Here is a 16,754-nt window from a genome sequence, read left to right as displayed (position 1 = left end):
GGAGATCGGAATGAAAGACACGGATCAAAACACCCCGCGTACCATGCCGATCCGATCGGCGACGTTTTCAAATGAGGTCAACGCTGAAATCCGGCGTGCAGCAGCCACCGGTATCTATGACATTCGCGGCGGTGGAGCCAAACGCAAGGTGCCGCATTTCGACGATTTGCTGTTTCTGGGCGCATCGGTCAGCCGCTATCCGTTGGAAGGCTATCGCGAACACTGCGATACCTCGGTCACCTTGGGCACGCGCTTTGCCAAGACCCCCATTCAACTGGACATTCCCGTCACCATTGCGGGTATGAGCTTTGGGGCGCTGTCCGGCCCCGCGAAAGAAGCCTTGGGCCGTGGCGCGTCGATGGCAGGCACGTCCACCACGACCGGCGACGGGGGTATGACTCCCGAAGAACGCGGTCATTCCTCGAAACTGGTCTATCAGTATCTGCCCTCGCGCTACGGCATGAATCCCAACGACCTGCGTAAGGCGGATGCGATTGAAATCGTTGTGGGGCAGGGTGCAAAGCCCGGCGGCGGCGGCATGCTATTGGGTCAGAAGATCAGCGACCGCGTCGCCGAGATGCGCACACTGCCCAAGGGGATCGACCAGCGCTCAGCCTGTCGTCACCCGGACTGGACCGGGCCGGATGATCTTGAGATCAAAATCCTTGAACTGCGCGAAATCACCAACTGGCAGGTGCCGATCTACGTCAAGGTCGGCGCGACACGTCCCTACTATGACACCGCACTGGCGGTGAAGGCTGGGGCCGATGTGGTTGTGATGGACGGGATGCAGGGCGGTACCGCTGCCACGCAGGACGTGTTCATCGAACATGTCGGCATCCCGACGCTGGCCTGTATCCGCCCCGCCGTTCAGGCGCTGCAGGATCTGGGCGTGCATCGTGAGGTCCAGCTGGTGATCTCGGGCGGTATTCGCTCGGGTGCAGATGTGGCCAAGGCGATGGCTCTGGGCGCTGATGCGGTGGCCATTGGCACAGCGGCCCTGATCGCTTTGGGCGACAACGATCCCAAATGGGAGGCCGAGTATCAGAAGCTCGGCACTACCACCGGGGCCTATGATGACTGGCATGAAGGGCAGGACCCGGCGGGCATCACCACGCAGGACCCGGACCTCGCCGCACGGCTGGACCCCGTCGAGGCTGGGCGACGGCTGCGCAATTATCTGAACGTCATGACCCTTGAGGCGCAGACCATTGCCCGCGCCTGTGGCCATAACAGCCTGCATAATCTGGAGCCCGAGGACCTCTGCGCCCTGACGATGGAGGCAGCGGCCATGGCAAAGGTGCCGCTGGCGGGCACCGACTGGTACCCCGGAAAGGCCGGGTTCTGATTGAACAAACACCAAGGCGCGGCCCCAACGGGCGGCGCCTTTCTTCTTTTGATCCAACAGGGAAAGGAAAGCCGACCATGACGACAGATCTGGCTGCTTTCGCCGCAAAAAAAGGCGTCAAATATTTTATGATCTCGTTCACCGACCTGTTCGGTGGGCAGCGGGCCAAACTGGTTCCGGCACAGGCCATAGCCGAGATGCAGGAAGAGGGCGCAGGTTTTGCCGGCTTTGCCACTTATCTCGACATGACCCCCGCGCACCCGGATATGCTGGCCGTGCCCGATCCGACCTCAGTGATCCAACTGCCCTGGAAGCCCGAGGTCGCTTGGGTCGCCGCCAATTGCGTCATGGAAGGCGAGGATGTCGCCCAGGCCCCGCGTAACGTGCTGCGCCGCCTAATCAATGAGGCCGCTGCCGAAGGTATGCATGTCAAAACCGGCATCGAGGCTGAGTTCTTCCTGCTGACCCCCGATGGTGAACAAATCAGTGACCCGTTCGATACGGCCGAAAAACCCTGTTACGATCAGCAAGCTGTCATGCGCCGCTATGACGTGGTGCGCGAGATCTGCGACTACATGCTCGACCTCGGTTGGGGCCCGTACCAGAACGACCACGAGGACGCCAATGGCCAGTTCGAGATGAACTGGGAATTTGATGACGTTCTGCGCACAGCCGACAAGCATTCTTTCTTCAAGTTCATGACCAAATCTGTGGCAGAAAAGCACGGCTTCCGCGCCACCTTCATGCCCAAGCCTATCGAAGGGCTGACCGGTAATGGCTGCCATGCTCATATCTCGGTCTGGGACGCGCCGGGGGCAGGTTCGAAAACCAACGTGTTTGCGGGTGAGGGCGACGGTCCGACGGGAGAGGTTGGCCTCAGCGAGAAAGGCAAGCACTTCCTCGGCGGTATCATGAAGCACGCCAGCGCTCTGGCGGCGATCACCAACCCGACGGTGAATTCGTACAAACGCATCAACGCCCCACGCACCATGTCGGGCGCGACCTGGGCCCCCAATACCGTGACCTGGACCGGCAACAACCGCACCCACATGGTCCGGGTGCCCGGTCCGGGCCGGTTCGAACTGCGCCTCGCTGACGGTGCCACCAATCCCTATCTGCTGCAGGCGGTCATCATAGCGGCAGGCTTATCAGGTCTTCGCTCCAAAGCCGATCCGGGACCGCGCTATGACATCGACATGTATGCCGAAGGTCACACAGTCGAGAACGCACCAAGATTGCCACTGAACATGCTGGATGCTCTGCGCGAGTATGACAGGGACGCCGATTTGAAAACCGCGATGGGCGAAGAGTTTTCTGCAGCATACCTGAAGATGAAACATCAGGAATGGACCTCATTCGTCAGCCATTTCTCTCGCTGGGAGAAAGAGCATACGCTGGATATCTGACCAGAAGCGTGCCGCACCAATCATCCAAACCAATGGCTGTGGATCATGGACCTGACGCGAAAAGCCGTTCCGCGATTCTCGTGGTGTCATCCAGATGCCGCTCGACCGCCTTGCGGGCGGCGGCAGGATTGCCCGAGATGATGGCCTCGCAAATCTGTTCCATATGCGCGATACCGGGCTGATCTCGGTCTTTAGACGACAGGGTCATCATGCGTAGGCGGCTGATCCGCCCATTCAGGCGCTGGACGATGTCCCAGGCGATATGATGCCCCGCGCCGTCAAAAATCTCGGAATAAAAATCCGCCGTGGCGCGAAACACGGCGCCAGAGGTTTTGCCCTTGAACCCGCGTCTAAGGCGGTCCAGAGCATGCCTTAGTGCCTTTTCACGATCCGGGGTCATGTTGCGTGCGCAGTTCTCGGCGGCTGCGGTTTCCAGCATGCGGCGGATATCATAGATTTGGCGCGCATCCTCCCAGGTCATGATCGCGACGATCGGTCCGCGTCCCGGCAGAATCTCTACCAGACCTTCCGCTTCGAGATATCGGATGGTCTCGCGAACCACCGTCCGGCTGACACCCAACTGGTCACAAAGCGGACGTTCCACCAGCCGCTCGCCGGGCTCGAACGCACCTTCGATGATCGCCTCGCGCATCCGTTCTTGCACCATGTCGCGCAAGGTGGCCGGAGGGTGATCTATCTTCGTCAGTTTCGATGCTGCCATAGCCAAAGCAGTAGCGGTTTGGTGATTTCTGCACAAGGTATGATTGACAGATTGTATGATGGTATACCATCTTCTTCTATATCGAATCGCAAGGACCTGCCAAATGCCCGCCGAAATCCGCAAAACCCTGCTGCATGTTGAAAACACCCTGATCGAAGGGGGGAAGGTGGCGGAAACTCCGCTTAAGATGATTGCTGCCGTTGCAGTCATCAGAAACCCCTGGGCCGGGCGCGGTTTTGTTGACGACCTAAAGCCCGAAATCCACGATTGCGCGCCGGGTCTAGGCAAGATGCTGACCGACATGGTGCTGGAGGCTGCTGGCGGTGGCGACAAAGTCGAAGGCTATGGCAAAGCCGCCATCGTTGGTGTGAATGGCGAGGTCGAGCACGGCTCGGCCCTGATCCACACGCTGCGGTTTGGCAATTTCTACCGCGAGGCTGTAGGCGCGAAATCCTATCTGGCGTTCACCAACACACGCGGTCCGGCCAATGCGGCGATGCAAATCCCGCTGATGGACAAGAACGATGGCGGGCGGCGTAGTCACTATCTGACCATTCAACTGCAGGTGGCGGATGCCCCCGCACCTGATGAGATCATGATCGCATTAGGGGCCTCCATCGGGGGCCGCCCGCATCACCGCATTGGTGACCGGTATCAGGATCTGAAGGAACTCGGTCATGACGTTGACAACCCTGCAGCTGTCTGAGCCGTTCGGACAGGTCGCATACCGCGAGGCCGGGCAGGCCCATGCGGGGATCCGCGCACCCGTTGTGCTGATCCACGGGGTTGGCATGCAGTCGGCGGCCTGGACCCCGCAGATCCAAGCGCTGTCGAAGACGCACCATGTGGTCGCTCTGGATATGCCGGGACACGGGGGCAGCGACCCGATCCCCGCAGGCTCGGAGCTTCCGGTCTTTGTTGATTGGTTGCGCGCCGTTGTCGATGCGCTTGAGCTAAAGCAGGTGAACCTGACCGGTCACTCGATGGGTGCCCTGATTGCAGGCGGTTTTGCAGTTTGCCACCCCGATCGCGTTGCGCGCGTTGCACTGCTGAACGGCGTATTCTGTCGCGACACAGCGGCCAGTGATTCAGTCGTCGCACGGGCTGAACAGATCAGGGCTGGATCGTTCGATCTGGAAACACCCTTGCAACGCTGGTTTGGGGATACCCCCATGGAAAAACAGGCCCGAAAGGATGTGGCAGGGTGGCTGTCGGAGGTGGATATCGCCGGCTACGCAACAGCCTACGATGCGTTTGCCCGTGGCGATGTGCTTTATGCGGAACGGTTTGACAAGATCACATGCCCTCTGCTGGCTTTGACCGGTGAGAGCGACCCGAACTCCACCCCCGCAATGTCGCATGCGATGGCCAGTGCGGCCCCCAATGGCCGCGCCGTGATCATCAAAAACCACAGACATATGGTAAACCTCACGGCACCGGATGAGGTCAACGCAGCCCTGACCGACTGGTTGCATATGCCCACCGAGCAGGACGTGCTGACATGATTGAATTTAACCCAATCACACTCGATGACCCGCGTGCCTTGCGCAACGCCTTTGGCAGTTTCATGACAGGGGTGACTGTTGTCACCACCCATGACGATGCAGGGGAACCGTTGGGCTTCACCGCGAACTCGTTCACCTCAGTCTCTCTGGATCCGCCCTTGGTTCTGGTCTGTCTGGCCAATACCTCCAGCAACTACGAAACCTTCGCCGCAACCAAGCAATTTGCCATCAACATCCTGTCCGAGGCACAAATCGAGGTGTCCAACACCTTTGCCCGCCCGGTCGAGGATCGGTTTGCAGCCGTTGACTGGCAGCCGGGACCCCATGGTTCGCCCATTCTGAGCGATGTCTCTGCCTGGTTCGACTGCGTCATGCATAAGACCGTTGATGCTGGCGATCACCTGATCCTGATTGGTCAGGTCAAAGCTTTTGATCAGGATATCGCGCCGGGTCTGGGTTATGCGCGTGGCGCCTATGTCACACCAGCGGCCGAGGCGCGGGCACTCAGCAAACGGTCTGACATGGTGGTTTCCGCCTTGATCGAGAGGGATGGCGAAATCCTGTTGCAAGATGATGGCAATGGTCACCTGACCATTCCCAAAACCGATGATGTGGCGGGCGGTGCAAATGCTGCACTCGCGCAGCTGATCCGGGAAAGCGGCATCCACGCCGAGCCCGGGTTCATTTACTCGGTTTTTCAGGATGAAGCGCGCAAACAGCAACATATCTCGTTCTTGTGTCAGGCAGACAGCGGCGACCCGGCAAACGGTGTGTTCACCGAGATCACAGCCTCGACGCTGATGGATGTCTCTGATCCGGCACTCTGTACCATGCTGGAGCGGTTTGCGGCGGAAAGCCCGCTCGGGAACTTTGGGGTGTATTACGGCAACGAGGTCAGCGGTGAGGTCAAGCCGCTGTCCGGCAGGAGGTAAAGGCGCATGAAATTCTCGCTCTTTGCGCATATGGAACGGATCTCGGAAGATCAGGACCAGAAGCAGCTTTATGATGAGTTCATCCAGCTGTGCAAAATCGCTGATGATGGTGGCATGCACGCGGTCTGGACCGGTGAACATCACGGGATGAATTTCACCATCGCGCCGAACCCGTTCCTGAATCTGGTCGATGTGGCGCGCCATACCAAAAACGTGCGGCTTGGTACGGGTACGATCATCGCCCCGTTCTGGCATCCGATCCGACTGGCGGGTGAAGCGGCAATGACGGACATCATCACGGATGGCCGTCTGGATCTGGGTATCGCGCGGGGCGCTTACAGCTTTGAATATGAACGGCTGATGCCCGGTATGGATGCCTGGGAAGCCGGGCAGCGGATGCGCGAGTTGATCCCGACCGTTCAGAACCTTTGGCAAGGGGATTACGCACACAAAGGTGAGTTCTTTGAGTTCCCAAAAACAACCTCAGCCCCGCAGCCGGTGCAACAGGATGGACCCCCGATCTGGGTTGCGGCACGCGATCCGAACAGCCACGAGTTCGCAGTGTCAAATGGCTGCAATGTGCAGGTGACCCCGCTGTGGAACGGCGATGAAGAGGTCACAAGCCTGATGTCCAAATTCAACGACGCCTGCGCCAAATTCCCCGACATTCCGCGCCCGCGTATCATGCTGCTGATGCACACCTATGTGGCCAGCGATGAGGCGGATGTGAAACAGGCGGCGATCGAGTTGAACCGGTTTTACAACTATTTCGGTGCCTGGTTCATGAACAAGCGCGAGATTACACAAGGCCTGATCGATCCGCTGACCGAGGAAGAGATCGCAGCGCATCCGTTTTATTCCCCTGAAAACATCGAGCGCGATCTGGTCATCGGCACGGTTGACAGTGTTATTGACCGTCTGCGCAATTATCAGGCGTTGGGGTATGACGAATACTCGTTCTGGATCGATTCCAGCATGCCGTTCGAGCGCAAGAAAGCCTCGCTTGAGCGGTTTATCAAAGACGTCATGCCGACGTTTCAATAAAGAGGTGCCGAAAAATGCAGCGGTTTCAACAGTATATTGATGGCGCATTATCGGACGGTGCGGCACAGTTTGACAGTCTGGACCCGGCAACCGGCGCGGTTTGGGCAAAAATGCCCGAGGCCAGAGCGGAAGATGTCAATCAGGCTGTCGAAGCCGCAGATCGTGCGTTTTGCGCACCTGACTGGGCGGGGATAACAGCCACTGCTCGGGGTAAATTGCTGTATCGGCTGGCTGATCTGATCGCAGAAAACGCCTCGCGTCTGGCCGAACTGGAGACTCGCGATACCGGCAAGATTATTCGCGAAACCTCGGCCCAGATTGCCTATGTCGCCGATTACTATCGCTACTACGCCGGACTGGCCGACAAGATCGAAGGGGCGCATCTGCCCATCGACAAACCGGATATGGAGGTCTGGCTGCGCCGCGAACCCATCGGCGTGGTGGCGGCTGTGGTGCCCTGGAATTCGCAACTGTTCCTGTCGGCGGTCAAGATCGGCCCTGCCTTGGCGGCAGGCTGCACGGTTGTTCTGAAAGCCTCGGAAGAGGGGCCAGCCCCGATGCTGGAATTTGCCCGCATCTTCGATCAGGCGGGCTTTCCGAAAGGCGTGCTGAACGTCATCACCGGCGGGCCGGTCGTCGGCGCCACCCTGACCGGCCATCCGAAAGTGGCGCATGTTGCCTTTACCGGCGGGCCGGAGACCGCGCGCCATATCGTGCGAAACTCGGCTGAAAACCTGGCCTCGACCTCTCTGGAGCTGGGTGGAAAATCACCGTTCATCGTGTTCGAAGATGCCGATATCGAAAGCGCCGTAAACGCGCAGGTTTCGGGGATTTTCGCGGCAACAGGGCAGAGCTGTGTTGCCGGTTCGCGGCTGGTGGTGCAGGCCTCGATCAAGGACGAATTCCTGTCGCGGCTCAAGGCCAAAGCCGAAGCGGTCGTGATCGGCGCGCCCGATGACATGAGCACAGAGATTGGCCCGCTTTGCACCCTGCGCCAGCGCGATCACGCGGTCGACCTGATCCAGCGCTCAATCGCACAGGGGGCCATGCTGATCACTGGAGGGCACCCGATTGACCGGGATGGGTTCTATTTTCCACCCACTATTCTGGATTGTTCGGACGTGCCGGACGCCGATAGCCTGACAAACGAATTCTTCGGCCCGGTCTTGTCGGTTGTTTCGTTCGAGACCGAGGCCGAAGCCATCAACATTGCCAACGATACACAGTTCGGCCTGGCCTCGGGCCTGTTCACGCAGAACCTGACACGTGCGCATCGCATGATCCGCGCCATTCGTTCGGGCATCGTCTGGGTCAATACCTATCGTGCCGTCAGCCCCATCGCCCCGTTCGGAGGCCACGGCCTGTCCGGTCATGGGCGCGAGGGCGGCCTGCAAGCGGCGCTGGATTATACCAAGATCAAATCCGTCTGGCTGCGCACCAGCGACGACCCGATCCCGGACCCGTTTGTCATGCGCTGATGGCGAATGCGCCCAAATGCCTCTGTCACTTTCAGGCAGATTTCTGATCGAATGTGATCAGGAAACAGGCCCCTTCCTGGCTTGGACCCACGCTCAACTCTGCCTCAACCGCCTCGGCGGTGGCTTTGACGATATTCAGGCCCATGCCGGTGCCGCCACTGTTCCGGCGCGTTGTGAAAAAGGGTTGCAGCACCTTCTCGACATTCCCCTCGCTGATCCCCGGACCATCATCCTCGATTCTAAGACCCGCCTGATTGATACTCAGGCGCACACGGCCTGCGCCATGTTGATGCGCGTTCTGCAACAGGTGGGTCAGCATGATCGACAGGGTGCTTTTATCGACCGGCAGAGACTGAGTGCTGTTTTCAATCTCCAGCGTCAGTTGCGGAAAGGCCTGCCTCAACTCGGCGGCGATATCTTCCAGACAACAGGTTCCGGTCAGGGCGCTCTGATCGGCCAGGCTGAAGGCGCGCATGTTTGACAGCAAATCCTCCATCCGCGTGCTGCTTTTGTCCACAGCATCCAAGAGCCTGTGCTTTTGGGATTTGGGCAAACCGTCGTCGCGCAACAGCTCAGCCGCGCCTTTCAGCGCAGTCAGCGGCGATTTCAGCTCATGGGTCACATGGGCCGTATAGGTTTTCAGCGCATCCTGTTTACTTTGCAGACGCTCAGTCAGAGACTGAAAGCTGCGGCTCAGATCCTCAAGCTCACGCGTGCCCAGTTGATCGGGCGGCTCCCACGGTTGGCCTCCGTACCCGGCGGATTGGCTGCGCTGAATCAACAGCCGAATGGGCTGCGTGATGAAGCGCCAGAAAACATAGCCGATCAGCGCGGTCGACAGCGCGACAAAGGCCGCCGCCTTGATCAGATTGAACCGCTCACCATAGAGGAAACGGAAAATATGGTTCGGTGTCCGGCTGAGATAGACAGCACCAATCAGCGTTTCGCCGTTGAATACCGGCATGGCAACAAACACCCGCACACGCGCGCCGCGGCTCAGAGTATAAAGGGCAGGGGGCCGGTCCTCGCGCAGTCGTGTCCGCGCGACCGAGGCCGTTTCGCCAGACAGGGCAAGCTGCACCTCAGCCACATGGCCCAGTCCCTTGTCGATCTCGGCGGTACCGGCAAAAACATTGCCATCGGTGTCCAGAAACCGATACCCGACCAGCGTGCGCGCCTGTGCCGCGTCAGAGATACGGGTCAGTGGCGCAGCGATCGCCTGATATACCCGTCCGGATGACGCAGAAACCTGCGTCGCATCCGGGCGCGGCGGCAGGATCGTCTCTCGATTGACCGACAGCGACGGGAAGACCGGGTCATAGCTTGCGCCTGGCCCCGTGTCGGACGTTTGCGACCCTGTTTGCTCGGCATAAAGCTCGGCAAAGGTGGCAGACATCACCGCCGCTTGGGACAGCAGGCTTTCCTCGGTTTGTTGTACCAGCTGACTGTCGTAGAACCGGAACAGGATCAACCCGGCAAACGGTAAACACAGGACTATTGCCAGCACCAGCAGAACCACGGTCCAAAGGCGGGGGCGCCATCTGCGCGCTAACCGGAGGTGCATGAACCCATCCTGAGGCCGACACCATGCACCGTCACGATCCCCTCGGCGCATCCGACAGCAGTCAACTTGGCCCGGATGTTGCGGATATGACTGTCGATGGTCCGATCCGAGACGTGAATGTTATAGCCATAAAGCGCGTCCACCAATTGCGCGCGCGACAGAACATGATCGGGACGGGCCATCAACGTCGCCAGCAATCTGAATTCCGACCCGGTCAACGCCACGTCAGTCGCGCCAAACCGACAGAGATGCCGGTCAGGATCAAGCGCCAGATCACCGTGCACCAGCCCCTGTTCCGTCGGAGCGCTGGACGATCCAGTGCGCTTCAGGATGGCCCGGATGCGCGCCACAAGCTCCCGCGGCGAGAATGGTTTGGTCAGATAGTCATCAGCACCAATTTCCAGGCCGACAATCCGGTCAACCTCATCATCACGCGCCGTCAGGAACAGGATCGGCACATCCGAGGTTTTGCGGATTTCGCGACACACTTCTAACCCGTCTTTCTCAGGCAGACCAATGTCCAGAACGATCAGGTCAGGGTTTTCTGTTTGGCTGCTTTGAAGCGCTGTGACGCCATCAGTGGCAAACAGGGTCTCATAACCGGCTTTTTCAACCGCGATCCCGGTCACGTCCAGGATATTGGGGTCGTCATCGACGACAAGAATGCGAGAGGGCATCAAACGCGGTCCTTTAGATGTGTTGCTGATAATAGGCTTGGATTCGCCATCTCCGAAAGCCCCATTCGCGCCATGTGTCGATACGGTTTCGGTTTAGGGCGTAGCGCATAGATCTGCCACACAGCTGTTGGTTGGTCTCAAGCTCGTAGGCGTGGATGACGGGGTAAGCGTCAGTGCCCAGGTTGCAAATGTAGTAACCATCGCGTGAAGCAACATCTCCGTGACGCAGGTTGTAGTTGGCAATGATTTCAGCAAAATTTACAAAGCAACAGGCATATAATGTGACCAGCGTCGCCACAAAGCACCGCCGCAGTAGCCAGACACGGGTTTGACCCAGGTGGATTTGCAACAGGGTCAGAACCAGCCCAATCATCACCAGCGCCATCCAGATGAAGGCGGCGACCCGCAAATGGGTCAGTGCGTAGGCCTCAACATAGAATTGCAATCGAAAGGCTGCGGTCACCACCAGAAACACGTTCTGCGCAAGCCACAAATAGACCAGCGCCCGCAGCGTTGCGTCGGTTCTGATCATGGAGTGGGTTGCCAAGGTGAACAACCCTGCCAGCAAGGCGGTCACGACCAAGGGATAGGCGCCCCGGTGGGCATAGGTCGCATAGCTCATTCCCTCGGGCAGCGCGACGCCACCGGTCAGGATGCCAAGGTCCATGACCGTCTGCGCAAGAAACAGAAGATTGAACAGCATCAACGAATTGCGCACAGACGCCGGGTTGATCAAGAAAGCGGATCGGGCAGGCCCGGCCATCGGAGCAACAGGTTGGCGGGTCCTTGGACCCAGCCACGGGTCGCTGAGGTTCAGGTAAGGCCAGATCAGACAGGCACATATGCCCCAGAACAAGGCGCGAAACCAGAACTCGCTTGCAAGCAGATACCCCGGATCAAGCGCCTCAATCACGTTTTCAAGCACTGGGTTTGCGATGGCCAACAAGGCCAGAAACACCACCCCCATGATCAGCGGCAACAGCAATGACGCTGCGTGGCTTCGCAGACCCGTGCCCAAATTGACATCGTGTTTTTCCGACAGGACGTCTCGGATCAGCATAGCAGCGCCAATAGTCGGCAAGCGGAACGCCAACCGCACTGCTGCGCCTTCATTCGACTTTCCACCATAAACAACCCAAACCGCCAGACAGATAACGCCGCCCAGACTGAACAGCACCGACAGGAATTGAAGATCAATCGCCACCGGCAGATTGCATAACGCAGTAAATCCGATTGCCCAAATCCATTCCGATCTGCTGGGCCGTTCGCGTTTGGCAAACATGATCGCAGCTGACAGAACCACCGCAAACACCGCAATCGAAATGCCCAGTGGCTGCTTCCAAAACAACCAATCCGCTAATGTGATCAGCGCCGCCAACACCGGGATCGCGTGCTGAATACGAACCGCGCTAAGCAATGGGCCGTTTGGTTTTGTGCTGCGAGGGTGATCCTGCTGCGTTGTGGTGATCGTTTCCAACCACCACGCATCACGTTTGATGCGGTCGGGAACGCCTTGGATGATCAGCTCTTGCCTCATGTTCTGCCCCTTGTTTGCCAGTCTGATTGTTGGCAAACCTGCCCATGCCAAATGCAGCTTTACCGATCTGTGCGCGTAGGGATCGGGGGGCTTTCGTGCAGGTTTCGTGCAGGTTGGGAAAGACGGTCCGGCGTAGAACAAACCCTGTCATCCAGAACCGGACTTGCCGAAGAATCGGCATCGATCCCGAAATATCGAGTAACGTCGATACATAAGTCACTAATATTTAGTGAATTGACGTTCGCGTAACTTAAAGTCTGGAAATTTCCTGTAACTTCTGCAAGATACGTCGACACGTTTGGAAATACGCTCTTCCAAAAATATGGATTCGGTGGGGTATTGCCGATATTCTGGCGCAAAGAGCGAGCGTCAGCAGGGGGACACTAACATGGGCGAGGGGTCATGACAAAACTTGTCACCCATTCAACCCGTCTTGGCAAAGTCCTTGCCCAGGCTGGGCTGGAAGAGTTTTTACCCCGATTTGCCGAAGAAGAAGTCTCGGATGATATTATCGATGATCTGACCGACCCTGATCTGCGCGATCTGGGCCTGACGGTTGGTCAGCGAAAGCGCTTTCGCCAAGCTCAGATCGCATTGAAAACATTGGATATTGCGGATGACCCGCAGGTTTCTCGCGTGGCCGAACGGCGCCAGTTGACGCTGGTATTTTGCGATCTGGTGGGGTCAACCCAACTGGCTCAGCGTTATGATCCAGAAGAACTGATGCAAATCATGACGCTGTATCTGGATACGGCCATCGGTACGATGAAACGGCATGGTTGCCATCTGGCGTATCGCCAGGGCGATGGGATCATGATGTATTTCGGCTACCCCAAAGCGATGGAAGATGATGCCGAACGCGCGGTTCGGGCCGTCCTGGAAACCATCGAAGCTGTGCAGAATCTGGATACGAAGTTTGGCGAAAACCTGAATCTGCGCGCCGGGATTGCCACGGGCCTTGTCGTTGTGGGTGTCGTCACCTCAAAAAGCCTGGGTACAGAGGATTTTCTTGTCGGTGAAACTGCAAACCTGGCCTCGCGCCTACAAGGGCTTGCGAATCCGGGCGAGGTAATCGTTTCTTCGGAAACGCAGCAGCTGACCAAAGGCACGTTCGAATTCGAGCCGCGCGGCAGTCACGAACTCAAAGGGTTTCAGAACGAACGCACCGTGTATCGCGTGGTATCCGAGACACTGTCATCCAGCCGCTTTGATGCGCGTTCAGGGCCATCGGCTGTGACGCTTGTTTCTCGACAGAACCATCTGTCGACACTGACGGACCTGTGGGAGCGCGCCAAGGCTGGCACCGGTCAATTGGCCTTTGTTGGCGGTGCGCCAGGAATTGGCAAGTCGCGTTTGATAAAGTCACTGTCCGAGACGCTGGGCACTGAACCCATTACGTTGCAATGTGTGCCCCATCTGGCCAGTTTGCCGCTACATCCGCTTCAGGGAAAGCTGCGCAGCCTGTCACGCCATGGGTCTGACGAAACAGACGTTCGCGCTGCGATCTCGAAGTTTGCTGAACGCTCGTCCCGGCTGACCGAAGCAGATGTTCCCCTGTTGGTGGACCTTGCGGGACTTACTACGGAAACACCAATCGAATCCGACCCGATGAAAAAGGCGCGCATGTCGTTGGACATGTTGATCCGATGCACGGCCAGCATCTGCGACTACAACGGCTCGATGCTGCTGGTATTGGAAGATGTGCATTGGGCGGACGCCACAACACTAGACGCGCTGGATGCGCTGTTCGGCGTTTTGGAACAATTCCCGATCCTTGTGGTCATGTCACACCGCCCGGAATACCAACCGCCCGAGCATTTCACTGGTCGGGCAGAGTTCATTGACTTGACCCCGCTGGGCAAAACCGAAGCATCTGAACTGGTGCGCCGCGTAGCGGAACCGCGCAGCCTGCCGGTGATCCTGATCAGGCAGATCATCGAGAAGGCGGATGGCGTTCCGCTCTATATCGAGGAAATGACCAAGGCCGTTCTGGATCAGCTGCCACAGGACGCGCCGATCGATACCGCTGTTCTGGATGCACTGAGCATCCCGACGACCCTGCAAGATTCGCTGATGTCACGTCTTGACCGCATGGAAAATGCGAAACCGATTGCACAGCTTGGGTCGGTGATCGGCCGCAGCTTCACCGCGCCGATGATCCGTGCTGTTGCACCGGATGATACCGATGTGGATGCGGCTCTGATCCAGTTGATGGCCGCCGGGCTGGTGCTGGCCACAAGCAAGGCAGGCACCGCCACATATACATTTAATCACGCGCTTGTTCAGGATACCGCCTATAGCTCGTTGCTGCGTGATGACCGCGAGAAGATCCATCTGAAGATTGCTCGGGCTCTGTTGGACGGTAACAAGGCCTTTGGCACACCCGCCCCCGATACGGTTGCCCACCACTGCGATCTTGGCGGGCTGAATGATGAAGCGGTGACGCATTGGGTCACCGCCGGGGAACAGGCGCTGTCGCGGCTTGCGAACCTACCTGCCATATCGGCCTTCCGGGCCGCACTGCGGAACATCGAAACGCTGCCCGGCGCCGCCGAACGGGATGGGCTGGAATTGCGCGTTCAGATGAACGTACTGCCTGCCTATATGGCGATCTACGGCTGGTCCTCGGATCAGGTTGCCCAAACCGCCGCACGCGCCATGGAACTAGCGCAGGCGCTTGGCGACGGCGAAACGCTGTTTGCGGCCACCTTCTGCCGCTGGACCCATTTCTTCGTGGCTGGCGAAATGAATCGCGCGATGGAAATGGGGCAGGCGCTTGATGGGATGGCAAGCGTGGCAAAGGACCCCGTTACCAACGTTCTTGCGGCGCGCGCACTGAGTTTCACACACTACTTTCAAGGTGATTTCGAAGCGTGCCAGGCTCAGGTCGCACGGGGGCTTGATCTGATCTCGCCGGAACTGGATGCTGCGACGCTTCCAATGACGCAGTCCTCGACCGCCGCGTCCCTGCATGCGATCCGGGGCTGCCTGTTGTGGCAATTGGGCCAGTTTGACGAGGCCGAAGCCGCCCGTCTGGAATCTATCGAGATTAGCCGATCCCTGAAACACGCGCCCAATCTGGTTTACATCATGGGCGCTTGTTCGATGTTCCTGCCTTATGCGGGTGAATGGGAACGGATGGACAAAACGATGAAAGAAGCCCGTCAGATAGCGGATGAAGAAGGGTTTCTGTATCTGCACGCGATGCAGGACATCTATATGGGCCTTGCGCAGGCGGGAATGGGCGATGTCGACGGCGGTGCAGCGCGGGTTGAGACCTATATGGACATGGTCTCGAACGCGGGTGGCAATTTTACCTTCCCGCAAAACCAGATCGTTTTGTCAGAACTGCAAATCGATCAGGGCAATATCGAACAGGCGCTGGACCGGCTTGAACGTGTTTGCCAGCCCGGATGGACCCGTGGTGAGCTGTTGAACAAGCCTGAATATCACCGCGTCCGGGCCAAGGCCTTTGCCGCTCTGGGCGATATAGACAAAGCTATGTCCGAAGCGGAAACTGCGCTACAATTGGCCCAAGATACTGGTGCCATTGTATTAGAAGATCGTGCCCGGCGGCTGTTGGAAACGCTGAGCGCTGAAACAACAATTGATAAAGCTGCCAATATTAGTTGAGCAGTCCCAACAGGAGGGATTTTTGATGACCGAAGCACTTGATTGGAGTCAAGAGCAGTGGAGCACTGTTAGTCAGGTTGTTCACGATGAAGCGCTGCGCGCGCGTGTTGCGGCCAGCTTCCTGCCGCTCTATGGGCCTCTGCCTGCCGACACTCAAGCTGTTCCCTTGAACAGTCTTGAACTTGCCGCATCGCCGGGTGGGGCGGCGAAGCGCTTTGTCGTGAATGACTACGACACAACCCGACTGTCGACAGTGTCAGTTAATGTTTATCTTAAAAACGCCCAGATGTCGGATCCTGAATTGTCGGCAGCTCAGATCATGTTCCGCCGCGCTGCCGCAGTAGTTGCCCGCGTAGAAGATCAGATTGTTTTCAACGGCCAACCCGGCACCGGTAAAGGCCCGACCCCGGCAGGTCCCGAAAAGCTGCCCGAAGTTTATACGGTCAGCGGTGGCGGCAAGTATGATGGCCTGCTGCAGGAAGGGGTAAAAAACCCGACCACAGGCACCAAAGCCGGGGCCACCCCGACTGGGGACGAAGTCTTTCAGGCGGTTGTTGCCGGGATCAACAAGCTGGAGACCGAAGGGCATCTGGGGCCATTTGCCTGTGTGATGGGCAACACTCTGTTCCGGGCGGTCACGACGCCTTTGCCAAACTCGATGGTTTTGCCGCGCGACAGCATTCTGCCGTTCCTGGATGGTCCACTGCTGCGCTCGGGCGCTATTCCAGAGGACAAGGCCATTCTGGTCTCGCTGCAAGGTGCACCGATTGAGATCGTCGTGCCATCGGATATCTCGGTGAAGTATCTGCAAACTTCGGCCGATGGTGACAATATCTTCCGTGTCCAGCAGAAGTTCCGCCTGAGGGTCAAAGAAGGCGAGGCCGTCACCACAATCTCGTTCTGATCTGG

At 58.2% G+C, this 16,754-nt stretch carries 13 protein-coding genes; 9 read left to right on the top strand and 4 right to left on the bottom strand.

Annotated features, from left to right (window positions below; genetic code table 11):
- The first annotated feature begins 10 nt into the window (after positions 1-10).
- Both ACR0KG_RS10385 and glnT read left to right on the top strand, forming a co-directional pair.
- A complete protein-coding gene (locus ACR0KG_RS10385; RefSeq protein WP_480827205.1) occupies positions 11-1,348 on the top strand; it encodes an FMN-binding glutamate synthase family protein in 1,338 nt (445 codons plus the stop codon).
- 77 nt (positions 1,349-1,425) lie between these two features.
- Positions 1,426-2,754: a type III glutamate--ammonia ligase gene (gene glnT / locus ACR0KG_RS10380; RefSeq protein ID WP_480549584.1), complete on the top strand. Its 1,329-nt coding sequence runs from the start codon at positions 1,426-1,428 to the stop codon at positions 2,752-2,754.
- A gap of 43 nt (positions 2,755-2,797) precedes the next feature.
- Here glnT and ACR0KG_RS10375 read toward each other — a convergent pair whose 3' ends face one another.
- Positions 2,798-3,475, bottom strand: a complete 678-nt coding sequence (locus ACR0KG_RS10375; RefSeq protein WP_480544698.1) for a GntR family transcriptional regulator — start codon at positions 3,473-3,475, stop codon at positions 2,798-2,800.
- A gap of 103 nt (positions 3,476-3,578) precedes the next feature.
- On the opposite strand from ACR0KG_RS10375, the gene ACR0KG_RS10370 reads away from it, so the two are divergent.
- The 5 genes from ACR0KG_RS10370 to ACR0KG_RS10350 are packed head-to-tail and all read left to right on the top strand — an operon-like array spanning position 3,579 to position 8,434.
- Positions 3,579-4,181 (top strand): amino acid synthesis family protein, encoded by a 603-nt coding sequence (locus tag ACR0KG_RS10370; protein ID WP_480544699.1) that lies wholly within the window; start codon positions 3,579-3,581, stop codon positions 4,179-4,181.
- A complete protein-coding gene (locus tag ACR0KG_RS10365; protein ID WP_480827204.1) occupies positions 4,153-4,980 on the top strand; it encodes an alpha/beta fold hydrolase in 828 nt (275 codons plus the stop codon). Before ACR0KG_RS10370 ends, ACR0KG_RS10365 begins: the two co-directional genes overlap by 29 nt.
- Positions 4,977-5,912 (top strand): flavin reductase family protein, encoded by a 936-nt coding sequence (locus ACR0KG_RS10360; RefSeq protein WP_480827203.1) that lies wholly within the window; start codon positions 4,977-4,979, stop codon positions 5,910-5,912. Before ACR0KG_RS10365 ends, ACR0KG_RS10360 begins: the two co-directional genes overlap by 4 nt.
- A 6-nt stretch (positions 5,913-5,918) precedes the next feature.
- A complete protein-coding gene (locus ACR0KG_RS10355; RefSeq protein WP_480549574.1) occupies positions 5,919-6,956 on the top strand; it encodes an LLM class flavin-dependent oxidoreductase in 1,038 nt (345 codons plus the stop codon).
- Positions 6,957-6,970: 14 nt separating this feature from the next.
- The gene (locus ACR0KG_RS10350) at positions 6,971-8,434 is read left to right on the top strand and encodes an aldehyde dehydrogenase (RefSeq protein WP_480549572.1); all 1,464 of its coding nucleotides are present in this window, start codon (positions 6,971-6,973) and stop codon (positions 8,432-8,434) included.
- A gap of 31 nt (positions 8,435-8,465) precedes the next feature.
- On the opposite strand, the gene ACR0KG_RS10345 is transcribed toward ACR0KG_RS10350, so the two are convergent.
- From ACR0KG_RS10345 to ACR0KG_RS10335, 3 genes are read right to left on the bottom strand one after another with little or no spacing between them, the layout of a single operon-like run.
- Entirely contained in the window at positions 8,466-9,998 is a 1,533-nt protein-coding gene (locus ACR0KG_RS10345; RefSeq protein WP_480827202.1) for a sensor histidine kinase, read from the bottom strand.
- Positions 9,983-10,675, bottom strand: a complete 693-nt coding sequence (locus tag ACR0KG_RS10340; protein WP_480827201.1) for a response regulator transcription factor — start codon at positions 10,673-10,675, stop codon at positions 9,983-9,985. Before ACR0KG_RS10340 ends, ACR0KG_RS10345 begins: the two co-directional genes overlap by 16 nt.
- Positions 10,676-10,688: 13 nt before the next feature.
- Entirely contained in the window at positions 10,689-12,212 is a 1,524-nt protein-coding gene (locus tag ACR0KG_RS10335; protein ID WP_480827200.1) for a DUF4153 domain-containing protein, read from the bottom strand.
- 402 nt (positions 12,213-12,614) lie between these two features.
- On the opposite strand from ACR0KG_RS10335, the gene ACR0KG_RS10330 reads away from it, so the two are divergent.
- Positions 12,615-15,845: an adenylate/guanylate cyclase domain-containing protein gene (locus ACR0KG_RS10330; RefSeq protein WP_480549564.1), complete on the top strand. Its 3,231-nt coding sequence runs from the start codon at positions 12,615-12,617 to the stop codon at positions 15,843-15,845.
- A gap of 25 nt (positions 15,846-15,870) precedes the next feature.
- A complete protein-coding gene (locus ACR0KG_RS10325) occupies positions 15,871-16,749 on the top strand; it encodes an encapsulin (RefSeq protein WP_480549562.1) in 879 nt (292 codons plus the stop codon).
- The last annotated feature ends 5 nt before the right edge of the window (positions 16,750-16,754 follow it).

The organism is Ruegeria sp. H4 (assembly GCF_056533065.1).
The sequence above is the reverse complement of the archived record's forward strand: the minus strand, read 5'-3'. Positions and strand labels throughout refer to the sequence as shown.